The following is a 23,084-nucleotide window of genomic DNA, read 5'->3' as shown; positions in this document are numbered from 1 at the left end:
CGGCGCTTCTATCCGAAGCGACCGGAGACGTAGTCCTCGGTTGCCTGCACGCTCGGCGTGGTGAAGATCGACCGGGTGTCGTCGTACTCGATGAGCTTGCCCGGCTTGCCGGTGCCCGCGATGTTGAAGAATGCGGTGCGGTCCGAGACACGCGAGGCCTGCTGCATGTTGTGCGTCACGATCACGATCGTGTAGTCGTTCTTCAGCTCGCCGATCAGCTCTTCGATCGCGTAGGTCGAGATGGGGTCCAGCGCCGAGCACGGCTCGTCCATCAGCAGCACCTGCGGCGAGACGGCGATCGCGCGTGCGATGCAGAGGCGCTGCTGCTGCCCGCCCGAGAGTCCCGAGCCGGGCTTGTCGAGGCGGTCCTTGACCTCGTTCCACAGGTTCGCCCCGGTGAGCGACTTCTCGACGAGGGCGTCGGCATCGGACTTCGAGATGCGCCGGTTGTTGAGCTTGACGCCCGCCAGGACGTTCTCCTTGATAGACATCGTCGGGAAAGGGTTGGGCCGCTGGAAGACCATCCCGACCTGTCGCCGGACGGCGACCGGGTCGACGCCGGGGCCGTAGAGGTCGTCGCCGTCGAGGAGCACTTCACCCTCGACCCGCGCGTTCGGGATCACCTCGTGCATGCGGTTCAGGGTGCGCAGGAACGTCGACTTGCCGCAGCCCGACGGCCCGATGAAGGCCGTCACGCTGCGCGGTTCGATGGACAGGCCCACACCCTCGACGGCGAGGAAATCGCCGTAGTAGACGTTGAGGTCGTTGACTTCGATGCTCTTGGACATGTGTGTGATTCCTTAGGTCGCTCAGCGACCGGTCTTGGGGGAGAAGATTTTGGCGACCAGGCGCGCGGCCAGGTTGAGCACCATGACGATGAGGATGAGGGTCAGCGCTGCCGCCCACGCACGGTCGAGGTACGCCTCAGGCGGGATGCCCTGGTTCGCGTACTGCGTGTAGGTGAAGACGGGGAGGGTCTGCATCCGCCCGCTGAAGAGGTCGTAGTTCATCGAGTCGGTGAACCCGGCCGTGATCAGTAGAGGTGCCGTCTCGCCGATGACGCGTGAGATCGACAGCATGATGCCGGTCGTGATGCCGGCGATGGCGGTGGGCATCACAACCTTGACGATCGTGAGCCACTTCGGCACACCGAGCGCGTACGCGGCCTCGCGCAGCTCGTTGGGCACGAGCCGGAGCATCTCTTCACTCGAGCGCACGACGACGGGGATCATCAGCACCGACAGCGCGACCGAGCCCATGATGCCCAGGCGGATGCCGGGGCCGAAGAACAGCGCGAACAGGGCGTAGGCGAACAGACCGGCGACGATCGAGGGGATGCCGGTCATCACGTCCACCAGGAAGGTGATGCCGCGGGCGAGGCGTTTGCCCTGGCCGTACTCGACGAGGTAGACCGAGGTCATCAGTCCGATGGGGATGGAGATGATCGCCGCGGCCCCGGTGATGAGGACCGTGCCGACGATCGCGTGCAGCGCCCCGCCGCCCTCGCCGACGACGTTGCGCATCGACGACGAGAAGAACAGGATGTCGAACCGCGCGATGCCGTTGCTGATGACGGTGAACGCCACCGACACCAGGGGCACCATCGCGACCACGAAGGCCGCGGTGACCACGCCGGTGACGAGGCGGTCGGTGGCCTTGCGCCCGCCCTCGATGATCGAGGAGGTGACGTAGATGACGACGAGGTAGACCAGGGCAGCCGAGACGAGCCATCCGCCGTAGTTCAGATCGCCGCCGGCAGCGCCGGCCATGACGAGGAAGACAGCCAGCATCGCCACGAGCGACGCGCCGAGCAGCGCCCAGGGAACCCAGCTCGCCAGGCGGCCGCTGCGCAGTGAGTCCGCCGCTGGTGCGGTCGAGACGGGGGCGGGAGCAGTGAGGGTCATGTCAGTTCGCTCCCGAGAATTCCTTGCGGCGGTTGACGATCCACCGCGCGACGGCATTGACGATGAAGGTCACCACGAACAGGATCAGGCCCGTCGCGATGAGCACGTTGATGTTGGTGCCGAACGCCTCGGGGAAGGTGAGGGCGATGTTCGCGGCGATGGTCGACGGGTTCGTCGAGGTGAACAGCTGGAAGGTGACGGTGCCCGTCGCCGAGAGCACCATGGCGACCGCCATCGTCTCGCCGAGCGCGCGGCCCAGACCGAGCATGGATGCCGAGACGATGCCGGAGCGGCCGAACGGGAGGACCGCCATGCGGATCATCTCCCAGCGGGTGGCGCCCAGGGCGAGCGCGGCCTCTTCGTGCAGCACCGGCGTCTGCAGGAAGATCTCGCGGCAGATCGCGGTGATGATCGGAACGACCATGACGGCCAGGACGATGGATGCCGTGAAGATCGTGCGGCCCGTTGCGGACACGTCGCCGCTGAACAGCGGGAACCAGCCGACGTTCTGGTTCAGCCAGGCGTACACGGGCTGAACGGCCGGCGCCAGCACCAGGATGCCCCAGAGGCCGAAGACGACCGAGGGGACGGCGGCGAGGAGGTCGACGACGTAGCCGAGGCCCTGCGCGATGCGGCGGGGTGCGTAGTGCGTGATGAACAGCGCGACGCCAAGGGAGAGGGGGACGGCCATCAGAAGGGCGAGGAAGGCCGCCCAGATCGTGCCGAACAGCAGGGGCCAGACGTAGTCCCAGAAGTTGGTGCTGATCAGCGATGCCTCATCGCTGCCGGCACCCAGGGCGGGGATCGACTGGATGATCAGGAAGAAGGCGACCGCCGCCAGCGTGGCGAGGATCATCGAGCCGGCGAACAGCGCCGATCCCGAGAACCACAGGTCCCCCGGTCGCTGCTTCGCCTTGCCGCGGGGATCCGGGGCCAGCGGGTCGGGAGCCTGCGGCTCGGTCGGCACGGAGGTCGTGGACATGTCTGCTTCCTGGATCGGGGAGAGCGGGGTTCGACCCCGGGCCGACGTTACCGTCGACCCGGGGTCGAGGGGACTACTTGATCGCGTCGACCGCAGCCTGGGCCTGCTCGGCCAGGCTGGCCGAGATCGGGGCGCTGCCGGCGGCTTCGGCCGCAGCCTGCTGGCCCGCCTCGCTGATCGCCGTGCTGAAGAATCCCTTCACCAGCGCAGCGGCGTCCGCGTCCTGGTACTCGACGCAGCCGATGAGGTAGCTCACGAGCATGACGGGGTACGCGCCGGCCTCGGTGGTCGTGCGGTCGATCTCGAACGCGAGATCGGTCGATGCGCGGCCTTCGGCCAGCGGCGAGGCGTCGAGAGCGATCGCGGCGCCGGCAGCGGAGGGCTCCACCCACTCTTCGCCCACCTGGACGTTCACGGCGCTCAAGTCGGTGGTCTGGGAGTGGTCGGCGTAGCCGATCGTTCCGTTGCCGCCCTTGATGGCGTTGACGACGCCCGAAGTGCCCTGGGCCGCTTCGCCGCCCTGGATCGGCCATTCCTCGACCGAGCCGTAGGTCCAGATCGTCTCGGCCGTCTGGGTCAGGTAGTCGGTGAAGTTGGCGGTCGTGCCCGACTTGTCCGAGCGGTGGACCGGGGTGATCGCCAGGTCGGGCAGCGTCACGCCGTCATTCGTCGCGGCGATCGCGGGGTCGTTCCAGTTGGTGATCGTGCCCGCGAAGATGCCGGCGATCGTGGCCGGGTCGAGGTCGAGCGAGTCGACGCCCTCGACGTTGAACGCGATGGCGATCGGCGACACGTAGGCGGGGATCTCGACGAGGTCCGAGCCTTCGACGCACGCGTCGAACGGACCGGCTTCGATCTCCTCGGCCTTGAAGGCGCGGTCGGAGCCGGCGAACTGGACGGCGCCGGACTGGAAGGACTCGCGTCCCGTTCCCGATCCCTGCGGGTCGTAGTTGACCGTCACGTCAGGGTTGGCGCCCTGGAATTCGGCCGTCCACGCCTGGACGGCGACCTGCTGCGACGTGGCGCCGGAGCCGTTGAGCGTTCCGGTGAGCGCGGGCGCGTCACTGGCGGCGGGCGTGCTGGTGGCGCCGGCCTCGTTCGAGGCACATCCGGAGAGTGCGAGGGCCGCGATAGCGGCGACAGCGCCCAGCTGGGCGATGCGGGAGATCTTCACTGTGTGAATCCTTCACGGGTCAGGGTACGAGTCCGGTGCAGGACTCGCTCTGAAACCTAGGGAGCGACTCTTAAGCGAATGCGCTGCGATGGTGAACGGGAGGTGAACGGCACGAGGGCAGATTGACGTTCACCTGCGGGCGATGGATCTCGATACGCGCGGCTAGGCCTTCGGAGCGTGGGTCTCGATCGCGACGATGCCGGATCCGGGATTGTCGATCGACAGGTGCACGACCGAGAACGCGCCCAGCTCCAGCGCGGACGCGCTGCCGAGGTAGGAGCCGCGCAGCGTCCCGGTGGCCAGGGCGATCTCGGTCAGGATCTCGGGGAGAACCGGGCCGTGACTGCAGACGACCGCAGGCTTGCGGGTGCGCACGCGCTCGCCCACGATGGTGCGGGCGTCCGAGCGGCCGTCCTCCCACGCGTCCTGACTGATCAGCGGCGTCTTGTCGATCTTGCGGCCGAGTGCGGCGGAGAGGGGAGCGACGGTCTTGACGCAGCGGGTGGCGGGACTGGAGATGATCCTGCGCGCGCCGAAGGCCAGCAGCGGACCGACGATCGAGTTCGCCTGCTTCTTGCCTCGCGAGGTGAGAGGACGCGCCGCATCCTTGCCGTCCCACTCCTCGCGAGGCACCGCTTTCGCGTGCCGCAGCGCGATGATGGGAAACGTGCGGAGCACGCCGTCGTCCACGAGCTTCTCGAAATGCTCGAGGATTTCCACGTCGACCGGGTAGCTCAACCGCCCGGACGCCTTCTTGAGCGCGACCCATTCCAGCGCCGCGATCTCCTTGTTCGGCACGAACGCGGACGTGCGGATCGCCGCATCGGTCGCCTCGGCCGCCCAGTAGTGCACGATCTTCTGCCGCTTGTTGGGCATCACGTACCGCGAGACGCCCACGGGCACACCGAGGCTCACCCGGATTCCGGTCTCTTCGAAGATCTCGCGGCTCGCGGTCTCGGCGAGCATCTCACCCGGGTCGACCTTGCCCTTGGGCAGGGTGACATCCCGATACCGCGTGCGGTGGATGAGCAGGACCATCAGCTTCTCGTCCACGATGCGCCACAGCACACCGCCCGCCGCGTAGACGGCGGTCTCGGTCATCGTGCCGCCCGGGAACGACGTCGGCGCTGGACGTCGGCCATCGTCCGCTCCTGGATGTCGATCAGCGCCTGACCGTCGGCATCCACGCTGTGACGGATCCACTCGCCCTCTGAACCGAGCCACCACGAACTGACGGCGTCGCTCATCGCCAGCTCGAAGAGTGCCTCCATCTCCTTCAGGTGCGCCGGAGCAACGACCCGCACGAGCGCCTCGACGCGTCGGTCGAGATTGCGGTGCATCATGTCGGCACTGCCGATGTAGACCTGAGGGTCGCCGTCGTTGTGGAACATGAAGATCCGCGAGTGCTCGAGGTAGCGGCCCAGGATGCTGCGCACCTTGATGTTCTCACTCACCCCGGGCACGCCCGGCTTGAGCGAGCAGATGCCGCGGACCCACACCTCGACGGGCACGCCGGCCTGGCTGGCCCGGTACAGCGCGTCGATGATCTGCTCGTCGACCATCGAGTTGACCTTGATCCGGATGCTGGCCGGCTTGCCGTTGAGGGCGTTGCGGCGCTCCTTCTCGATGAGTCGGAGCAGGCCCTTGCGCAGATGCAGCGGGGCGACCAGGAGGCGCTTGAACTTCTTCTCGATCGCGTAGCCGGAAAGCTCGTTGAACAGGCGGGTGAGATCGCGGCCGACCTGATCATCGACGGTGAACAGACCGAAGTCCTCGTAGATGCGGCTGGTCTTGGGGTTGTAGTTGCCCGTGCCGACGTGGCTGTAGTGACGCAGCCGTCCGTCTTCCTCGCGGATCACCAGCGCGAGCTTGCAGTGCGTCTTCAGTCCGACGAGCCCGTAGACGACGTGCACGCCGGCCTTCTCGAGCTTGCGCGCCCAGACGATGTTGGCCGCCTCGTCGAACCGAGCCTTGACCTCCACGAGCGCGAGCACCTGCTTGCCGGCCTCGGCGGCGTCGATCAGCGACTGCACGATGGGGCTGTCGCCCGAGGTGCGGTAGAGGGTCTGCTTGATCGCCAGGACGTGCGGATCCTTGGCCGCCTGCTCGAGGAAGGCCTGCACGCTCGTCGCGAAGGACTCGTACGGGTGGTGCACGAGCACGTCCGCACGACGGATCGCCGAGAAGATGTCCGAGCGGCCGTTCTGCTCCCTCGGCTGGAAGGCGACCGCGGTCGTCGGCACGTGCGGCGGATAGTGCAGCTCCGGACGATCGATCTTCGCCAGATCGAACAGGCCCCGCAGATCGAGGGATCCGGGAAGCCGGTAGACCTCCTGTGCGGTGATGTCCAGCTCGTTGATGAGCAGGTCCAGCGTGAGGTCGTCCATGTCGTCGCCGACCTCGAGCCGGATGGGCGGACCGAAGCGGCGCCGCAGCAGTTCGGCCTCGAGCGCCTGGATCAGGTTCTCGGTCTCGTCCTCCTCGATCACGACGTCCTCGTTGCGCGTGAGGCGGAAGGCGTGATGATCGAGGATCTCCATGCCGGGGAAGAGGTCCTCGAGGTGGTTGGCGATGAGCTCTTCCAGCGGCAGATAGCGCACCGTGTCGCCGTGCCGGGAGACATCCACGAAGCGGGGGAGCATCGGCGGCACCTTGAGGCGTGCGAACTCCTGTCGACCTGTCTTGGCGTTCCGGATGCGGATCGCCAGGTTCAGCGACAGGCCCGAGATGTAGGGGAACGGGTGGGCGGGGTCGACGGCGAGGGGCATCAGCACCGGGAACACCTGACCCTGGAAGTAGTCCGAGACGCGCGCGCGCTCGTCATCCTCGAGCTGATCCCACGAGATGACCTCGATGCCGGCATCCGCGAGCGCCGGTCGCACCTGCGAGGTCCACGCGTCGGCGTGACGCAGCTGCAGCGCGTGCGCGTCGGCCGAGATGTCCGCGAGCACCTCCTGCGGCGACCGTCCGACATTGGTGGGCACGGCCAGCCCGGTCACGATGCGGCGCTTGAGCCCGGCGACGCGCACCATGAAGAACTCGTCCAGGTTGCTGGCGAAGATCGCGAGGAAGTTGGCCCGTTCGAGCACCGGCAGGGCCGGATCCTCGGCGAGCTCGAGCACTCGCTGGTTGAAGGCCAGCCAGCTCAGTTCCCGGTCGAGATAGCGGTTGTCGGGCAGCTGGGAGTCGAAGACCTCGGACAGGTCGAAGTCGTCGTCGTCCGCGTCTCCGAGACCCGCGTCGAGCACGTCGTGTTCGATCATCCCCTCATCATTGCAGGGTGAGGTGACGAGCGCGTGAACTGGTGCTACGCGCCGGTGCGTTCGCGGGGGGCGGGGACCTGATCGTCCTCGTAGACGTTGAAGCGGTAGCCGACGTTGCGGACGGTGCCGATGAGCTGCTCCAGGTCGCCCAGCTTGGCGCGCAGGCGACGGACATGGACATCCACCGTGCGCGTGCCTCCGAAGTAGTCGTACCCCCATACCTCGCTGAGCAGCTGTTCGCGGGTGAAGACGCGCGAGGGATGCGTGGCGAAGAAATGCAGGAGCTGGAACTCCTTGTAGGTCAGGTCGAGCGGCTTGCCGTGCACCTTCGCCGAGTAGGAGGACTCGTCGATCGTGATGCCGGAGGTCTGGATGCGGGTCGAGACGGCGTCTTTGGTCATCCGGCCGATCGCCAGCCGGATGCGCGCGTCGACCTCGGCGGGACCTGCGGTGACGAGGATGACGTCATCGACCCCCCAATCGGTGGAGACCGCCGTCAGGCCGCCCTCGGTCACGACCAGCATCAGCGGCGCGTCCAGTCCGGTGGTGTTCAGGATCTTGCACAGAGACTTCGCGCCGACCAGGTCCAGGCGCGCGTCCACGAAGATGATGTCCGCACTCGGAGCGTTGACCAGCTGCGCCGGCTCGGCGGGGATCTGCCGCACGCGGTGGCTCAGCAGCTCCAGAGAAGGCAGGACCGGACCGCCTCCAGGTGCGGAGCTCAGAACCAGAAGCTGTGCCAAAAACGCCGTCCTCCCGGCGCAGGGGGAAGCGCCGCGACTCCAGTTTAGGGCGTGAGAGGTCATCGATTCGATTCGGATGTCCTCACGGGTCGCTCCGCGCCCGCGAAGCGGACGATGCGCGGGAGCCCGACGTGCGCGACAATGGTGCCGTGACCTCCCCCGACCTCGCCTCCCGTCGTACCTTCGGCGGCGTGATCGCCGTGTGGGTGGTGGCGGCCCTGCTCGGCATCGCAATCGGCATCTTCGTTCCCGAGGAGTGGCGCGCGGCGTGGTTGACCGTCGGCCTCGGCGCATGCCTCGTGCTCGCATTCGCCGTCCAGCTGTGGTTCGGGCGCTCGCAGGGATTCACCCAGCGGGTCGCCGCCAGCGTGCTGGGCGCCCTGCTGGCCATGGGTGTCATCAGTCTCGGCTTCGGGTTGGCGACGATCGTTCCCGGGTAGACTCCTCACATGGATCTCGTCGCTCTGGAACTGTTCTACGTGGGGCTTCTCGCACTCGCGTCGCTCGCGATCGTCTTCGTCTCCGGCGTGGTCCTGAAGAATCTCTTCCGCGGCCAGCGCTGACGGCTGCCGCGCCGTGTTCGACCTGCCCACCGATCTGCCCGCCGACCTCGGGCCCCTGTCCTGGCTCATCGGCGTCTGGGAGGGAACCGGGGTCATCGACTACGAAGTGGGCGGCCACCGCTTCGCGGGCGAGTTCCTGCACCGCGTGAGCTTCAGCCATGACGGCGGCGCCTATTTGAACTACGCCGCCAACGCGTGGCTGCTCGAGGACTCTGCTGCCGAGGGCGAGGGCGAGCCGGCACGCACGGCGCTCGTCTCTGAGATGGGCTACTGGCGACTGTCGCGCACCGCCACCGATGCCGAGGCCGGTCCGGGGCTGCTGCCGCCTCTGGAAGCCCCGGTCGCGCGCACGGCCGACGATGTCGAGGAGCTGCGCAACGCGGAGGGAGGCTTCGACATCGAAGCGTCCATCGTCCACTCCGACGGGGTCAGCGAGCTCTACCTCGGGTCGATCAAAGGTCCCCGTATCGACCTGGCCACCGACGCGGTGGTGCGCACGGCCAACGCGAAGGTCTATGCCGCCGCCACCCGCCTGTACGGCCTCGTGGACGGACACCTCCTCTGGGCGTGGGACATCGCCGCCCTCGGCCGGGAGCTGGCATCGCACGCCTCGGCCCGTCTCGCGCGGGTGGACTGATGACCGATCCGTTCGCACGCGTGCCGGGCGCCGTCATCGACGACGCCGGCCTCCGTCATCTCGGGAATCCGCTCGGCGAGCAGCGCGCGCTCGCCGCCGGGCGGGCGCTGGCCCCGCTCGCGGACCGCGCCGTGCTCTCCGTGACGGGCGAGGACCGCCTGTCGTGGCTGGATTCGCTCACCTCGCAGGCGCTCGCGCGGCTCGCGCCGGGGGAGAGCACCGAGCTGCTCGTGCTCGACCCGCACGGGCACGTCGAGCATGCGGCATCCGTTCTGGACGATGGTGAGACGACGTGGCTGATCGCCGATCGGACCGACGCCGAAGGTCTGCTCGGGTGGCTGCGCAAGATGCGGTTCCGACTGCGCGTGGATCCGGTCGACCGGGACGGCGAGTACGCGGTCGTCGGCGGCACCCGGTCCGCGCTCGCGGCGGTCGCCGCGGCAGCGCCGGCGGGACTGCCCCTCGTCTGGGTCGATCCCTGGCCCGAGGTCGGCGCCGGCGGATGGGCGTACGCCGCGGTGGAACCGCACCCGGGCCGCGAGCGCGACTGGGCCGAGGCGATCGTGCCGCGTGCCGAACTGGAAACGGTGGCGGATGCTGTCGTGTCGGGTGACCTCGCACTCGCCGGGCTGGACGCGGTGGATGCGCTGCGCGTCGCCGCCTGGCGTCCGCGGTGGAGCGCCGAGGTCGACGAGCGCACCCTGCCGCACGAGCTGGACTGGCTGCGCACGGCCGTCCATCTCGAGAAGGGCTGCTACCGCGGTCAGGAGACCGTCGCCAAGGTGCACAACCTCGGCCACCCGCCGCGGCGCATCGTCGCCCTGCAGCTGGACGGCTCCGATTCCGGGCTGCCGTCCCACGGCGACGACGTGCTCCTGGGCTATGCCGTCGTGGGGGCGATCACCTCCGCCGCCCGCCACTTCGAGGAGGGTCCGATCGCGCTGGCGGTCGTGCGACGCAGCACGCCGGTGGACGCCGAGCTGCTCGTGCGCACAGCCGACGGTGCCATCGTCGGTGCGCAGGAGGTGATCGTGCCCCCCGAGGCGGGTGCGACGGCGAACATCCCTCGTCTGCCGCGGCTCGGGCGGCGGGCCGGCTGAGGCCGACCGTGGCCGAGAACCCGCAGCCGAGCACGGCGGCCGTCCCCACGGGGTGGCGGCGCGTCGATCCTCGCCGGGGGCTCCGGCGCGTGCAGGGGTCCTCGATCGCGATCCTGCAGATCGTCGTCGCGACGACGGGCGCCTACGCGTTCGCACACTACGGCCTCGGACACCCGGCGCCCCTGTTGGCGGCGACGGTGTGCGTGTCGAGCCTGGGGCTGGTGCGGGACGCGCGGCCCCGCCGCGTGCTCGAGACGGTGCTCGGGATGCTGGTGGGCGTGCTGGTGGCCGAACTGCTGCTGCTGCTCGCCGGCTCGGGCTGGTGGCAGATCGCGGTGGCGCTGGGGATCACGCTCGTGGTCGCCCGGTTCCTCTCGGCGCAGGCGAGCTTCGCGATCGCCGCGGCGATCCAGGCTCTGATCGTCATGGTCATCCCTGCCAATGCGCCGTTCCTGCGCCTGGTCGACGGCATCATCGGGGGCATCGCTGCGCTGCTGGTGACAGCGCTGATCCCGCGGACGCTGCAGCGCGAAGAGGTGCGCACCGGCACCGCGGTGTACCGAGCGATGGATTCGACCATGACCACGCTCGCCCAGGCGCTGCGCCGCGGCGACCGGATGCGGGCCGAGCGCGGGCTCGAGAAGGCGCGGGCGCTCCAGGCCCAGGTGGACGCATGGTCGACATCGCTCGATTCCGGAATCGCCATCGCCCGCATCTCGCCGTTCCTGCGCCGGCAGCGCTCCGAACTGCAGCGGCACGAGCGCATCCGCTCGCACACCGACCTGGCGACGCGCAATCTGCGGGTGATCGCCCGGCGGGTGGTCTACCTGTGCGACGACGCCACGGCCCGACCCGTCGCCGCCGACACCCTCACCGATCTCGCGCGGGGCGCGCAGCTGGTCGCGCAGTCGCTGACGGACATCTCCCTCGAGCCGGTCGCGCGCGAGGCGGTGCGGGCCGTCGCGGGACGACTGGATCCCGCGCTGCTGCTGCCGGGGGCCTCACTGGGAGAGCAGAATCTCATCGCCGCGCTTCGCCCGCTGGCGGTGGATCTGCTGGCCGCGACCGGGATGACCAGCGCGGAAGCGCGCGCCTGCGTTCCGCGGATCTGACGCATCGATCGTGGGTCGCGTCAGATCGGGGCCACCGCGCTCCAGGGCACGGTGAGCTCGCCGAGACGCCAGCGTGAGCGTTCCCGCACCGGCCACCCGATGCTGCGCATCCCGGTCAGCGCCCCCTCCCAGCGCTGCACGGGCCCGAAGGGCGCGAGGACGGCAGCACGCTCCCACTCCTGCGCGAGGGCGGTCAACAGCGCGTGCACGCGCTCACCGGGCACGTTGCGGTGGATCAGCGCCTTGGGCAGGCGCTCGGCCGCGACCGCGGGATCGTCCAGCCCGGCCAGTCGGAGCGAGATGGTGAAGGTGCGAGGCGCCGCATCGGCACCGACGGCCACCCACGTGCAGATGCGCCGACCTCGTCGCAGGTGCCCTCGACCAGCAGGCCGTCGGGTGCGAGGCGCGCCGACATCCGCCGCCACGCGTCCGACACCTCGGATTCGTCGTACTGCCGCAGGACGTTCATCGCGCGGATCACCGTCGGCGGGCGCGGCGCCGGAACCTCGAACCCGCCGAGGGCGAACGCGACCCGCGAGTCCGCGGCGAAGGCGGTCGAGCCCTGCCGCACGGCGGCGAGCTGTGTGCGGGCGCGCGAGACGCGCTCGGGGTCGATCTCGAGACCGAGCACTTCGACGTCGGGTCGCGCGCGGGCCAGTCGCGCGTACAGCTCGAGCGCGGTCACCCCGCTCGCACCGAAGCCGAGGTCGATGACGAGAGGGTCGACCGCACGACGCAGCGAGGGATGCCGGGCGATCCAGCGGTCCACGCGACGCAGCCGGTTCGTCCCGGTGGTGCCGCGCGTGATCTGCCCGACGGGGGAGCGGCCCGAGCTCATGAGCCCATGATGCCAGGGTCCGAGACCCCACCCGGCGCCGGATCGCGACCGCCCGCGTCAGTATCATGGGGCCATGACCGCGCCCTACACGCTGATCCTCCTCCGCCACGGCCAGAGCGTCTGGAACGAGCTCAACCTCTTCACCGGATGGGTCGATGTGCGCCTCTCCGAGAAGGGCGAGGCCGAAGCCGTCCGCGGCGGCGAGCTGCTCTCCGAAGCGGGCCTGCTCCCCGACGTGCTGCACACCTCGGTGCTCAGCCGCGCGATCCAGACCGCCAACCTGGCGCTGGAAGCCGCCGATCGCCTGTGGATCCCCGTCAAGCGCTCGTGGCGGCTCAACGAGCGCCACTACGGCGCGCTGCAGGGCAAGGACAAGGCGCAGACCCTGGAGGAATTCGGGCCCGAGCAGTTCATGCTGTGGCGCCGCTCCTTCGACGTGCCGCCGCCGGCGCTCGCCGACGACTCGGAGTTCAGCCAGGTCAGCGACCCCCGCTACGCCGGCATCGACGGCGAGGTGCCGCGCACCGAGTCGCTCAAGCTCGTGATCGACAGGTTCCTGCCCTACTGGGAGAGCGACATCGTCCCCGACCTGCGCGCCGGCAAGACCGTGCTGGTCACGGCGCACGGCAACTCGCTGCGAGGACTGGTCAAGCACCTCGACGGCATCAGCGACGCCGACATCGCCGAGCTGAACATCCCCACCGGCATCCCGCTGGTCTATCGCCTCGACGAGAACCTCGCCCCGGTCGCTCCCGGCGAGTACCTCGACCCCGAGGCCGCCGCGGCCGGCGCTGCGGCTGTGGCCAGCCAGGGGAAGCAGTAGAGCCAGGTCTCGATACGCTCGCCGGCGCTCGCTGCTCGACCACCGAAGCGAAGAGCGGATGCCGAGACCTCGGCATCCGCTCTCTTCTGGTGTCCTCCGCTACCCGCGGACGATGTCGATCGCGTCGGTCTCGACCGTCCAGTCTCCGGTGGAGAGGTAGACGACCTTCTTCGCGACCGAGACGGCGTGGTCCGCGAACCGCTCGTGGTACCGGCTGGCGAGGGTCGCGTCGACCGTCGCCGAGGCCTCGCCCTTCCAGCTGTCGCTGAGCACCTTCTCGAACACGCTGATGTGCAGATCGTCGAGCTTGTCGTCGTCGTTGCGGATCTCTTCGGCCAGCGCCTGGTCTTCGGTGCGCAGCAGCTCGGTGAGCTTGCGCGCGACGTTCACATCGAGTTCCCCCATCTTGGTGAACGTCGACTTGAGCCCGCGGGGGATGGCTCGCTCCGGGAATCGCATGCGCGTGAGCTGCGCGATGTGCTCCGCGATGTCACCCATGCGCTCGAGCGACGCGCTGATGCGCAACGCGCTCACGACGATGCGAAGATCACGCGCCACGGGCTGCTGGCGGGCGAGGATCTCGATCGCCAGTTCGTCCAGCGCGACCGCCTTCTCGTCGATGACCGCATCGGCCTCGATGACCTCCTCGGCCAGACCGACGTCGCTCGAGCTGAAAGCCCGGGTCGCCTTGTCGATGGCGACGGTGACCAGTTCGGCGATCTCGACCAGACGCCCCTGGACGTCCTCGAGGGACTGATGGAAGACCTCGCGCATTGCAGCACCTTTCGTGTTCCGCAGGAGGCACACGCCTCGCGACCTGGCGATCATCGCCATCGAAGGTTAACGAACGGTGCCGGGCGAGTGAATACTAACGGGCCGCCGCTGCGGTGACGCGGATCCGATCCGGAGCAGGCCCGCGCGGCATCTACTGTGGAGCCATGGATACGACGCAGCTTGCGCTGCTCGCCCTGCTTCTGGGGGCGATCATCGGAGGCTCCGTCGCCGCCGGCATCGCGCTCGCGGTCCGGGCGCGGGATCGTGCTCAGATCGAGACGTCATCGACGATCCCGGAGGGCGTCCACGAAGTGCTCAGGGCCATGGACGAAGCGGCCGTCGTCGTTGACACCTCTTCGACGGTGCTGGCGGCCTCGGCCCCCGCGGCGCCGTTCCAGCTGTCCGAGGGCAGCGTGCTCGCCTCGGACGAACTGCGTGCGATCGCGCGACGGGCGCGCGCGGAGGAGTCGGTGATCACGGCAACGCTGCGCCTGCGACGGGGTGCGGCGCCGGCCGAGCCCCGGCTGGTCGTCGCGCGGGCATCGCGGATCTCGGCGCGGCTGACACTGCTGGTGCTCCGGGACATCACCGAGCGCGAGCGGGTGGAGCAGATGCGCCGGGACTTCGTGGCCAACACGAGTCACGAGCTGAAGACCCCCGTCGGGGCGGTGAGCCTGCTCGCCGAAGCGATCGAATCGGCCGCGGACGATCCGGACCAGGTGCGCAACTTCGCCGGTCGCCTGACGGCGGAGGCGACGCGGCTCTCCCAGCTGACCTCCCGCATCATGAACCTCTCGCGGCTGCAGGCAGCTGACGAGTTCACCGACGAGCGCGAGGTCGCGGTCGACGAGATCATCGCCTCGGCCGCGGACGCTCATGCGATCCAGGCGGCCTCCGCGGGGGTCGAGATCGTGCGCGGCGGCGATCGGGGGCTGTACGTCCGCGGCGATGCGCAGGTGCTCGGTGAAGCCGTCGGCAATCTCGTCGCCAACGCGATCGCCTACTCCCCATCGGGCTCGAGTGTCGGAGTGGGCGTCAAGGCGGTCGGGGACGTCGTCGAGATCGCGGTGACCGATCGCGGCATCGGCATCGCCGAGGGTGATCAGGAGCGGGTGTTCGAGCGCTTCTATCGCGCGGACCAGGCGCGGTCGCGCCGTACGGGCGGCTCCGGACTGGGCCTCGCGATCGTCAAACATGCCGTGCAGCGTCACGGCGGCGAGGTGCGCCTGTGGTCCCGCCCGGGACGAGGGTCCACCTTCACGATCCGCCTTCCGCTGATCGACCCGCCCGCCGATCAGGTCGTGCCCAAGCGCCGCCGGCCGAAGAAGAAGAAGACCACGCCGGCTGCGGCATCCCACCCCACGAACGGAGCACCCGCATGACCCGCGTCCTAGTCGTCGAGGACGAGCCCGATCTCGCCGATCCGCTCGCCTATCTCCTGCGCAGGGAGGGGTACGACGTCGAGATCGCCGAGGACGGCCCCGCTGCTCTCACCGCATTCCGGGAGCGGGGCGCGGACATCGTCCTGCTGGACCTGATGCTGCCCGGCATGTCGGGCACCGAGGTGTGCCGGCAGATCCGCACGAGCTCGCGCGTGCCGATCATCATGCTGACCGCGAAGGACTCCGAGGTGGACATCGTCGTGGGACTCGAACTCGGCGCGGATGACTACGTGACCAAGCCCTACTCGGCACGGGAGCTGCTCGCGCGGATGCGCGCCGTGCTGCGGCGCCTCGCGCAGAACGAGGCGGATCTGGAGGATCACGTCCTGGACGGTGGGCGTGTGGTGCTCGACATCGACCGCCACACGATCGCCGTCGACGGGCGCGAGATCGCCATGCCGCTCAAGGAATTCGAACTGCTCGAGGTGCTCATGCGCAATGCCGGGCGCGTTCTGACGCGGGGCCAGCTCATCGACCGGGTCTGGGGAACCGACTACTTCGGCGACACCAAGACGCTGGATGTGCACATCAAGCGCATCCGCTCGCGCATCGAGAAGCACCCGAGCGACCCGACGATGCTCATGACCGTGCGCGGACTGGGTTACCGGTTCGAGGCCTGAGCCGGCACGCTGCCGAGGTCAGGGGAGAAGGTCGCCGTAGTAGTCCAGTGAGCCGTCGAGCACGGGGACGGCGTACAGGACGCCCTCGCTGTCGCCGGACTGGAAGAACATCGGCAGGTTCGTGCCCAGCGCGGAGTCGATTCCCTCGAGCGGCAGCGCGTCGGTCTCGTCGGTGCCGAGGCTGACGACGCCGTTCGCGGGAACCCGGATCTTCTCGCTCGTCTTGTCGGAGCCTTCGCCGTACTCGATGTTCAGCGTCTGGGGCTCGCTCGTCGTGTTCACGATCGCCGCGACCAGCACCCCGTCGACCCCGTCCTCGGTCACGACGAGCACATTGCGCACGTCGAGGGGTCCGGAGTGCGGGATGTTGACCCCGTCGGACGCCGAGTACTGCAGCTGCGTCGCCTGCGTGGACACGAGGGCGCATCCGCTCGTTCCGAGGACCACGAGGGCGCTCACGGCGAGGGACGCGATAAGGCGCGAATTCACAGATCCTCCAGGAACGGATGACGGTTCCCTGACATTCTAGGGGTGCGTCGCGGACGGCGCCGAGTGGCCTGCCGGGGGGTGGGCGGCGAACCTTACCGCATCTGCGCCTGTGGTATCGTGGAGGTTGCCGAAAGGACATAACTCCATGCTTTTTGAGGTTGGCGAAACGGTCGTTTACCCCCACCACGGGGCCGCGACGATCATCGAAGTCAAGGACCGGGTCATCAAGGGCGAGACCAAGAAATACCTGAAGCTCAACGTCACTCAGGGCGATCTGATCATCGAAGTTCCTGCGGAGAATGTCGATCTGGTCGGCGTTCGCGACGTCATCGGCAAGGAAGGCCTTGATCGGGTCTTCGAGGTGCTGCGCGCACCCTTCACCGAGGAGCCGACGAACTGGTCCCGCCGGTACAAGGCGAACCTCGAGAAGCTCGCGTCGGGTGATGTCATCAAGGTCAGCGAGGTCGTCCGCGACCTGTGGCGCCGCGATCAGGACCGCGGCCTGTCGGCCGGTGAGAAGCGCATGCTCGCCAAGGCGAAGCAGATCCTGATCTCCGAGCTCGCGCTCGCGGAGAAGACCGACGAAGAGCAGGCCGGCGCGATCCTCGACGAGGTCCTCGCGAGTTGAGTCGGGACGGATCAATGCGAGATTCGAGTAGGCGCGATAGCGCCGTATCGAGATCCGCGTTGATGGGTCATCGACTCAAGGTCGAGTAGCTGAGCGTCAGCGAGCGTATCGAGACCTCGCCAAGGTAGCGTGGCGGGCGTGAGTATCACGCCTGTGCCGCGCATCGCGGTGATCGTCGTTGCAGCCGGGTCGGGAACGCGACTTCACGCCGGCATGCCGAAGGCGTTCGTCGGGATCGACGAGCACACGATGCTCCGCCATGCGCTGCAGCGGGTGCTCGACGCCCCCGAGGCGCAGGTCGTGATCGTCGCGCCACCGGGTCGCGAGGGAGATGCCCTGACCGACGCGCTCGCCGCGGCCGGCGACAGGCGCGATCTCGTCTCCGTCGTGTCGGGAGGCCCGACCCGACAGGCCTCGGTCGCCGCGGGGCTCGACGCGCTGTGGGCCGACGTCGAGATCGTCCTCGTGCACGATGCGGCCCGCGCCCTGACCCCGCCCGCGGTCTTCGAACGCGTGATCGCCGCCGTGGACGCCGGTCGCGCGGGCGCCATTCCGGTGCTGCCGGTCATCGACACGATCAAGCGCGTCGACGGGTCCCTGATCACCGCCGCACTCGACCGATCCGAGCTCGCCGCGGCGCAGACGCCGCAGGGTTTCCGCCGTGATGTGCTGGATGCCGCCTACGCGGTCGCCGAGGCGGATCACACCGACGACGCCGCGCTGGTCGCGGCGGCCGGCCACGACGTCGCGGTCGTGGACGGCGACGTGCTCGCATTCAAGATCACGACGCCCGACGACATGGAGCGTGCCCGGTCGATCGTGGCGCGGCATCCCTCGCAGCCGTCGATGGCGCACCTCGAGAACCTCCTGCCTGTTCCCCGCGTGGGAATCGGGACCGACGTGCACGCGTTCGGCGGACCCGGCGACCTCTGGCTCGCCGGACTGGAATGGCTCGGGGAGCCGGCGCTCTCGGGTCACTCCGACGGCGACGCCGTCGCGCACGCGATCGTCGATGCGCTCCTGTCGGCGGCAGGTCTCGGCGACATCGGCACCCATTTCGGCACAGATCATCCCGAGTACGCCGGCGCGCACGCCGACCTCTTCCTCGCGCGCACGCTCGGCCTGCTCGGTGAAGCCGGGTGGCGCGTCGGCAACGTCTCCGTCCAGGTGCAGGCCAATCGCCCGCGCTTGAGCGCCCGTCGTGAAGAGGCAGAGCGTGCACTCTCCTCCGCGCTCGGCGGTGCCGCGGTCTCGCTGTCGGCGACGACCACCGACGGGCTCGGCTTCACCGGTCGCGGCGAAGGCGTCGCGGCGTTCGCGATGGCTGTCGTGGTGCCGGCCTGATCGTCAGAGCGCGCGGGTCATGAACACCGAGAACGGATCGTCGGTGTACCCGTCGAACGGCCCGCACCGCGTGAAGCCCTCGCTCTCGTAGAGGCGTACGGCCGGGACGAACTCCTCGGCGCTTCCCGTTTCGAGCCAGACGCCGGTGATTCCGCTGTCGCGTGCGGCGGCGAGGATGTGGCGCAGCAGTGCGCGCCCGATCCCGGCGCCACGGAAGCGGTCGTCGACGCGCATGGATTTGAGCTCGCCGCGCTCGGCGTCGATCCGCTTGAGCGCGCCGATTCCGGCCAGGTCGCCATCTACCCAAGCCGACCAGAACGTGATCGACGGATGCCGCAGACCCTCGATGTCCAGCGCGTGCACGCTCTCCGCCGGCGACGCGTCGTGCATCCCGTCCAGGTGGCTTCGGATCAGGGCCTGCACGTCGTGCCCGGACAGGTCGTCGATACGGACCTCGATGCGCGGCATCCCTCAGCCCTCCACCGCGAAGGGCACGGGATCGCGCGGGGCGCGTGATCCCCAGGCGAGCAGCGCCAGCCCAGCGGCGAGGACGACCAGTCCGATGATCGCCAGCGCCGAAAGCCGTTCTCCGAGCACGACGATGCCCAGGATGCTGGCAGTGAGCGGTTCGCCCAGCGTGAGGGTCGCGGCCGTCGCCGCGGTGAGGCCGCCCAGACCCCAGGTGAACAGCACGTACGCGATCGAGATCGTCGCGATCCCCAGCCAGAGCGCCATCGCCAGTCCCTCCGGCGTCCCGAGCCAGCGCAGATCGACGAACGGCAGCACGAAGGCCGAGATCACGGCCGAGCTCGCCCCCATCGCGCCGACGACGGTGAACGGATCCCAGGCGTCGTCCAGCAGGCGGCGCTGGGTGTTCGCGATCACCGCGAACGTGGCGCCCGCGCCGACGCTCGCGATGAGCCCGATGGGATCGGTGCCGCCCCCGCCACCGGCGCTGGGTGCTTCTCCGCCGAACCCCAAGAGCACGACGCCGACGGTCGCGAGGGCGGTGGCCAGCATCCACGTCGAACTCGGGATCCGCCGGGTCAGCACCCACTCCAGCAGGCCGGCGAGGATCGGCGCCGAGCCCAGTGCGACGACCGTTCCGACCGCGACCCCGTTGCGCTCGGTGCCCAGGAAGAACAGCGGCTGGTACAGGGCGAGGCAGAAGCCCGTCAGCACCATCAGTGAGATGGGCCGCATCCCGGCTCTGGACAGGCGCAGCGATCGCGGCGGCGGCGTCGCGGCCTGGCGGGCGTGGCGGCGAGCGAGGACGAACGCGATGACCGCAAGCCCCGTGCCGCCGATCACGAGGCGCACCGCTCCGACCGACAGTGGTGTGGCGCCATCGGGTCCGAGGGCCATCGAGGTTCCGGTCGTCCCGAACAGCAGCGCCGCGGCGAGGACGGCCAGGACGTGGATCACCCTCCAGTTCTACAGGCAGCGCGCGTCGTCGACCGAACCGGGCACGCTCGTCACGGCCAGGTTCGGCGCCGCCGCCGCCGGTAGGCTGGTGCGGTGACACCCGGTATTCCGCCCGTGAGGCTCTACGACACGAAAGCGCAGTCACTGCGCGACTTCGCGCCGCTCGACCCCACGAACGTGACGGTCTACGTCTGCGGTCCGACCGTCCAGTCCGGGCCGCACATCGGGCACCTCCGGGGAGCGCTGAGCTTCGACATCCTCAGGCGCTGGCTCGCACACCGCTTCGGGCGCGTCACCTTCGTGCGCAACGTCACAGACATCGACGACAAGGTGCTGGCGAACGCGACCGACATCGAGCCGTGGTGGGCGCTGGCCTACCGCATGGAGCTCGAGTTCTCGGCCGCGTACGCCGCGATCGGCATCGCGCCGCCGACGTACGAGCCGCGCGCGACCGCCTCCATCCCGCAGATGGAGGAGCTCATCGCGCGTCTGATCGACGCGGGGCACGCCTACGCGGCGAACGGGGACGTGTACTTCGACGTCCGCTCCTGGAGCGAGTACGGCACGCTCACCCGCCAGTCGCTCGACGCGATGGAGCCGGCCGCGGATGCCGACCCCCGCGGGAAGCGCGATCCCCGGGATTTCGCACTCTGGAAGGGGTCGAAGGACGACGAGCCCGACAGCGCCCGGTGGGATTCCCCGTGGGGCAGCGGCCGGCCGGGATGGCACATCGAATGCTCCGCGATGTCGCGTCGCTACCTCGGACCCGAGTTCGACATCCACGGCGGAGGCCTGGACCTGCGCTTTCCGCACCACGAGAACGAACTGGCGCAGTCCACCGCCGCCGGAGACCCGTTCGCCCGCTACTGGGTGCACAACGGCCTGGTGACGGTCGGCGATCAGAAGATGTCCAAGTCGCTGGGCAACTTCCTGCTCGCGGAGGACGTGCTGCGCGAGCGCGCCCCGCTGGTGGTGCGCTACGCGCTCGCGGCAGCGCACTACCGCTCGAGCCTGGACATCACTGACTCATCCTTCGACGAGGCCGAGGCGGCGCTCGAGCGGATCGGGAGCTTCCTCGAGCGCGCGGTGAGGGCTCTCCAGGGCGACTCCGCCGATCTGCGGATCGCCGGGGAGGTTCCCGAGCGCTTCGCCGCCGCGATGGACGACGACCTGGGCGTGCCGCAGGCGCTCGCCGTGCTGCACGAGACGGTGCGGTCGGGCAACACGGCCTTGGATGCCGGTGACCGCGGAGCGACCGTGCAGGCCTTCACCGACGTCGCGATCATGACGGGCATCCTCGGCATCGACCCCCTGGACCCGGCGTGGCAGACAGCAGCGACGGGTGCGGAGTACTCGGCTCTGGACGCTCTCGTCCAGAGCCTCATCGCCCAGCGCGCCGAGGCGCGCGCGGCCAAAGACTGGGCGGCGGCGGATCGCATCCGAGATGCCATCGCCGCCGCGGGCATCACGCTCGAAGACACGAACGACGCCACACATTGGAGTATTCATGGCCGGTAGCAAGCCGGGGCGCCCGGGCGCCAGCAAGGGCAAGAAGGGCCCCACGAAGGGCACAGGCGGCAAGAACAAGCGCTCGCTCGAGGGTCGCGGGCCGACGCCGAAGGCCGAGGACCGCGCCTGGCACCCCGCCGGCAAGCGCAAGGCCGCCGCGGAGCGTTATGCCGCCGCGGGCGGCAAGGGCAAGCCGGCCGGGCAGGCTCAGTCGCGCCCGCGCGCCGCGAAGAAAGACGACGACACCGAGGTGGTGACCGGGCGCAACTCCGTGCTCGAGGCTCTGCGGGCCAAGATCCCCGCGACCGCGTTCTACATCGCCCAGCGCGTGGAGATGGACGATCGCGTCAAGGAGATGCTCTCGATCGCCACGCACCGCCAGATTCCGGTGATGGAGGTCACGCGTCCCGAACTCGACCGCATGGCCGGCTTCGACGGCGTGCACCAGGGCGTCGCCCTCAAGGTGCCGCCGTACGAGTACGCGCACCCGCAGGATCTCCTGGAGAGCGTGATCGACAAGGGCAGCGTCCCGCTGTTCGTCGCGCTGGACGGCATCACCGACCCCCGCAACCTCGGCGCGATCATCCGCTCCACCGGCGCGTTCGGCGGGCACGGTGTCATCCTCCCGCAGCGCCGCTCGGCGAGCGTGAACAGCGCCGCCTGGAAGACCAGCGCCGGCGCGGCCGCTCGCATCCCGGTCGCGATCGCGCCCAACCTCACCTCGACGCTCAAGGACTTCAAGAAGCAGGGCGTGTTCGTCCTGGGTCTCGACGGCGGCGGAGAGGTCTCGCTGCCGGCGCTCGAACTGGCCGACCGGCCGGTCGTGATCGTCGTCGGCTCCGAGGGCAAGGGTCTCTCCCGACTGGTCAGCGAGACGTGCGATCAGATCGTGTCGATTCCGATCGACGCGGCCACCGAGTCTCTGAACGCCGGCATCGCGGCATCCGTCGCCCTGTACCAGGTGTCGGTCCTGCGGACTCCCGACGCGTGATGTCGCCGCGTTTCATTCTTGGGAATGAAACGCGTGCGGAGCCGCTTGGTACCGACAACCCCGTCGAAAGGAACACCATGGCACGCATCGCCGTCATCGGAGGAACCGGCTACGCCGGTCGTCACATCGTCACCGAGGCGGTGGATCGCGGACACACCGTCGTCTCCGTCGCCCGCAGCGTGCCTGCGGAACGCGTCGAAGGAGCGACCTACATCGAGGGGACGCTTCTGGACTCTCCCAGCCTCGTCGCAGAGCTGCAGGGCGTGGACGTCGTCGTGGTGACAGTTCCCGCCCGCGGTGACATGGAGGGCAGCGTCCGGCCCAACGTGGCCGAGCTCGTCGCATCGCTGCCGCAGAACGTCCGCATCGGCGTGATCGGCGGCGCGGGCGGAAGCCAGGTCTCCGAAGGCGGTCCCCGGGTCGTGGATCAGCCGTCGTTCACCGAGGAGTTCAAGCCGGAGGCGCTCGAGGCGATCGGCGTCCTGGAGGATCTGCGCGCGAACGACCACGGTCACGACTGGTTCTACGTGCACCCCGCCGGCGGTTTCGGCGCCTGGAACCCGGGGGAGCGCACGGGCAGCTACCGCGACGGCGGCGACGTGATCGTGACGGATGCCGATGGCGAGTCGTACATCTCCGGACCGGACTTCGCGGTCGCGGTCGTCGACGAGATCGAGAACCCGAAGCACTCGCGAGAGCGTTTCACCGTCGGCTACTAGTCGG

Annotated in this window: 23 protein-coding genes and 1 pseudogene; 12 read left to right on the top strand and 12 right to left on the bottom strand. The window is 69.2% G+C overall.

The window, feature by feature from the left end:
• Positions 1-8: 8 nt before the first annotated feature.
• The 7 genes from pstB to RWQ91_RS11695 form a co-directional block, all read right to left on the bottom strand.
• Entirely contained in the window at positions 9-788 is a 780-nt protein-coding gene (pstB, locus tag RWQ91_RS11725; protein WP_314506170.1) for a phosphate ABC transporter ATP-binding protein PstB, read from the bottom strand.
• A 21-nt stretch (positions 789-809) separates the two neighbouring features.
• Complete coding sequence (gene pstA, locus RWQ91_RS11720; RefSeq protein WP_314506168.1) at positions 810-1,904, bottom strand: phosphate ABC transporter permease PstA; 1,095 nt, start codon at positions 1,902-1,904, stop codon at positions 810-812.
• A gap of 1 nt (position 1,905) precedes the next feature.
• On the bottom strand, positions 1,906-2,886 hold the full coding sequence (gene pstC / locus RWQ91_RS11715; protein ID WP_314506167.1) for a phosphate ABC transporter permease subunit PstC: 981 nt from the start codon (positions 2,884-2,886) through the stop codon (positions 1,906-1,908).
• 73 nt (positions 2,887-2,959) lie between these two features.
• Positions 2,960-4,060, bottom strand: coding sequence for a phosphate ABC transporter substrate-binding protein PstS (pstS, locus tag RWQ91_RS11710; protein ID WP_314506165.1), 1,101 nt, complete (start codon positions 4,058-4,060; stop codon positions 2,960-2,962).
• Positions 4,061-4,222: 162 nt separating this feature from the next.
• Positions 4,223-5,161: an NUDIX hydrolase gene (locus RWQ91_RS11705; RefSeq protein WP_314506164.1), complete on the bottom strand. Its 939-nt coding sequence runs from the start codon at positions 5,159-5,161 to the stop codon at positions 4,223-4,225.
• On the bottom strand, positions 5,158-7,323 hold the full coding sequence (locus RWQ91_RS11700; RefSeq protein WP_314506163.1) for an RNA degradosome polyphosphate kinase: 2,166 nt from the start codon (positions 7,321-7,323) through the stop codon (positions 5,158-5,160). Before RWQ91_RS11700 ends, RWQ91_RS11705 begins: the two co-directional genes overlap by 4 nt.
• Positions 7,324-7,367: 44 nt before the next feature.
• The gene (locus RWQ91_RS11695) at positions 7,368-8,066 is read right to left on the bottom strand and encodes a response regulator transcription factor (protein WP_314506162.1); all 699 of its coding nucleotides are present in this window, start codon (positions 8,064-8,066) and stop codon (positions 7,368-7,370) included.
• Between the two features lie 149 nt (positions 8,067-8,215).
• On the opposite strand from RWQ91_RS11695, the gene RWQ91_RS11690 reads away from it, so the two are divergent.
• From RWQ91_RS11690 to RWQ91_RS11675, 4 genes are all read left to right on the top strand, one after another.
• Positions 8,216-8,506 carry a hypothetical protein gene (locus RWQ91_RS11690; protein ID WP_314506161.1) on the top strand — a complete coding sequence of 97 codons (291 nt, stop codon included), beginning with the start codon at positions 8,216-8,218 and terminating at the stop codon, positions 8,504-8,506.
• A gap of 136 nt (positions 8,507-8,642) precedes the next feature.
• Complete coding sequence (locus tag RWQ91_RS11685; RefSeq protein ID WP_314506159.1) at positions 8,643-9,266, top strand: FABP family protein; 624 nt, start codon at positions 8,643-8,645, stop codon at positions 9,264-9,266.
• Complete coding sequence (locus tag RWQ91_RS11680; protein ID WP_314506158.1) at positions 9,266-10,366, top strand: folate-binding protein; 1,101 nt, start codon at positions 9,266-9,268, stop codon at positions 10,364-10,366. The genes RWQ91_RS11685 and RWQ91_RS11680 overlap by 1 nt, the downstream gene beginning before the upstream one ends.
• Positions 10,367-10,374: 8 nt before the next feature.
• A complete protein-coding gene (locus RWQ91_RS11675) occupies positions 10,375-11,478 on the top strand; it encodes an FUSC family protein (protein WP_314506156.1) in 1,104 nt (367 codons plus the stop codon).
• Positions 11,479-11,498: 20 nt separating this feature from the next.
• Here RWQ91_RS11675 and RWQ91_RS11670 read toward each other — a convergent pair.
• Positions 11,499-12,316, bottom strand: a pseudogene (locus RWQ91_RS11670) (class I SAM-dependent methyltransferase).
• 73 nt (positions 12,317-12,389) lie between these two features.
• Between RWQ91_RS11670 and RWQ91_RS11665 the strand changes: the two are divergent.
• Positions 12,390-13,139 carry a phosphoglyceromutase gene (locus RWQ91_RS11665; RefSeq protein WP_314506154.1) on the top strand — a complete coding sequence of 250 codons (750 nt, stop codon included), beginning with the start codon at positions 12,390-12,392 and terminating at the stop codon, positions 13,137-13,139.
• Positions 13,140-13,238: 99 nt separating this feature from the next.
• Here the strand turns inward: RWQ91_RS11665 and phoU are convergent, their stop codons facing one another.
• Positions 13,239-13,913 (bottom strand): phosphate signaling complex protein PhoU, encoded by a 675-nt coding sequence (phoU, locus tag RWQ91_RS11660; protein ID WP_314506152.1) that lies wholly within the window; start codon positions 13,911-13,913, stop codon positions 13,239-13,241.
• Between the two features lie 164 nt (positions 13,914-14,077).
• Here phoU and RWQ91_RS11655 point away from each other — a divergent pair, with 164 nt between their 5' ends.
• Positions 14,078-15,295: an ATP-binding protein gene (locus RWQ91_RS11655; RefSeq protein WP_314506150.1), complete on the top strand. Its 1,218-nt coding sequence runs from the start codon at positions 14,078-14,080 to the stop codon at positions 15,293-15,295.
• Positions 15,292-15,975: a response regulator transcription factor gene (locus RWQ91_RS11650; RefSeq protein ID WP_314506148.1), complete on the top strand. Its 684-nt coding sequence runs from the start codon at positions 15,292-15,294 to the stop codon at positions 15,973-15,975. Before RWQ91_RS11655 ends, RWQ91_RS11650 begins: the two co-directional genes overlap by 4 nt.
• Positions 15,976-15,993: 18 nt before the next feature.
• Here the strand turns inward: RWQ91_RS11650 and RWQ91_RS11645 are convergent, their stop codons facing one another.
• Positions 15,994-16,464 carry a DNA modification methylase gene (locus RWQ91_RS11645; RefSeq protein WP_314506146.1) on the bottom strand — a complete coding sequence of 157 codons (471 nt, stop codon included), beginning with the start codon at positions 16,462-16,464 and terminating at the stop codon, positions 15,994-15,996.
• 145 nt (positions 16,465-16,609) lie between these two features.
• Between RWQ91_RS11645 and RWQ91_RS11640 the strand changes: the two genes are divergently transcribed.
• Positions 16,610-17,092, top strand: a complete 483-nt coding sequence (locus RWQ91_RS11640) for a CarD family transcriptional regulator (protein ID WP_314506144.1) — start codon at positions 16,610-16,612, stop codon at positions 17,090-17,092.
• A 138-nt stretch (positions 17,093-17,230) separates the two neighbouring features.
• Positions 17,231-18,436, top strand: coding sequence for a 2-C-methyl-D-erythritol 4-phosphate cytidylyltransferase (gene ispD, locus RWQ91_RS11635; protein ID WP_314506142.1), 1,206 nt, complete (start codon positions 17,231-17,233; stop codon positions 18,434-18,436).
• 3 nt (positions 18,437-18,439) lie between these two features.
• Here the strand turns inward: ispD and RWQ91_RS11630 are convergent, their stop codons facing one another.
• Together RWQ91_RS11630 and RWQ91_RS11625 are read right to left on the bottom strand one after the other, a co-directional pair.
• Positions 18,440-18,904 (bottom strand): GNAT family N-acetyltransferase, encoded by a 465-nt coding sequence (locus tag RWQ91_RS11630; protein ID WP_314506140.1) that lies wholly within the window; start codon positions 18,902-18,904, stop codon positions 18,440-18,442.
• Between the two features lie 3 nt (positions 18,905-18,907).
• Positions 18,908-19,861 carry an EamA family transporter gene (locus RWQ91_RS11625; RefSeq protein WP_314506138.1) on the bottom strand — a complete coding sequence of 318 codons (954 nt, stop codon included), beginning with the start codon at positions 19,859-19,861 and terminating at the stop codon, positions 18,908-18,910.
• Between the two features lie 93 nt (positions 19,862-19,954).
• Between RWQ91_RS11625 and cysS the strand changes: the two genes are divergently transcribed.
• From cysS to RWQ91_RS11610, 3 genes are all read left to right on the top strand, one after another.
• A complete protein-coding gene (gene cysS / locus RWQ91_RS11620) occupies positions 19,955-21,379 on the top strand; it encodes a cysteine--tRNA ligase (protein WP_314506137.1) in 1,425 nt (474 codons plus the stop codon).
• Positions 21,369-22,361 (top strand): 23S rRNA (guanosine(2251)-2'-O)-methyltransferase RlmB, encoded by a 993-nt coding sequence (gene rlmB / locus RWQ91_RS11615; protein ID WP_314506136.1) that lies wholly within the window; start codon positions 21,369-21,371, stop codon positions 22,359-22,361. Before cysS ends, rlmB begins: the two co-directional genes overlap by 11 nt.
• A 77-nt stretch (positions 22,362-22,438) precedes the next feature.
• On the top strand, positions 22,439-23,080 hold the full coding sequence (locus tag RWQ91_RS11610) for an NAD(P)H-binding protein (RefSeq protein ID WP_314506135.1): 642 nt from the start codon (positions 22,439-22,441) through the stop codon (positions 23,078-23,080).
• The last annotated feature ends 4 nt before the right edge of the window (positions 23,081-23,084 follow it).

The organism is uncultured Microbacterium sp. (assembly GCF_963524805.1).
GTDB lineage: Bacteria > Actinomycetota > Actinomycetes > Actinomycetales > Microbacteriaceae > Microbacterium.
Note: the sequence above shows the minus strand (reverse complement) of the source record. Positions and strands in the feature narration are given on the sequence as shown.

Bases quoted from the DNA above. Each gene is read 5' to 3' on its own strand.
- pstB (WP_314506170.1), bottom strand. From the start codon at position 788: ATGTCCAAGAGCATCGAAGTCAACGACCTCAACGTCTACTACGGCGAT.
- pstA (WP_314506168.1), bottom strand. From the start codon at position 1,904: ATGACCCTCACTGCTCCCGCCCCCGTCTCGACCGCACCAGCGGCGGAC.
- pstC (WP_314506167.1), bottom strand. From the start codon at position 2,886: ATGTCCACGACCTCCGTGCCGACCGAGCCGCAGGCTCCCGACCCGCTG.
- RWQ91_RS11705 (WP_314506164.1), bottom strand. From the start codon at position 5,161: ATGACCGAGACCGCCGTCTACGCGGCGGGCGGTGTGCTGTGGCGCATC.
- RWQ91_RS11700 (WP_314506163.1), bottom strand. From the start codon at position 7,323: ATGATCGAACACGACGTGCTCGACGCGGGTCTCGGAGACGCGGACGAC.
- RWQ91_RS11680 (WP_314506158.1), top strand. From the start codon at position 9,266: ATGACCGATCCGTTCGCACGCGTGCCGGGCGCCGTCATCGACGACGCC.
- RWQ91_RS11665 (WP_314506154.1), top strand. From the start codon at position 12,390: ATGACCGCGCCCTACACGCTGATCCTCCTCCGCCACGGCCAGAGCGTC.
- phoU (WP_314506152.1), bottom strand. From the start codon at position 13,913: ATGCGCGAGGTCTTCCATCAGTCCCTCGAGGACGTCCAGGGGCGTCTG.
- RWQ91_RS11655 (WP_314506150.1), top strand. From the start codon at position 14,078: ATGGATACGACGCAGCTTGCGCTGCTCGCCCTGCTTCTGGGGGCGATC.
- RWQ91_RS11650 (WP_314506148.1), top strand. From the start codon at position 15,292: ATGACCCGCGTCCTAGTCGTCGAGGACGAGCCCGATCTCGCCGATCCG.
- RWQ91_RS11640 (WP_314506144.1), top strand. From the start codon at position 16,610: ATGCTTTTTGAGGTTGGCGAAACGGTCGTTTACCCCCACCACGGGGCC.
- RWQ91_RS11630 (WP_314506140.1), bottom strand. From the start codon at position 18,904: ATGCCGCGCATCGAGGTCCGTATCGACGACCTGTCCGGGCACGACGTG.
- rlmB (WP_314506136.1), top strand. From the start codon at position 21,369: ATGGCCGGTAGCAAGCCGGGGCGCCCGGGCGCCAGCAAGGGCAAGAAG.
- RWQ91_RS11610 (WP_314506135.1), top strand. From the start codon at position 22,439: ATGGCACGCATCGCCGTCATCGGAGGAACCGGCTACGCCGGTCGTCAC.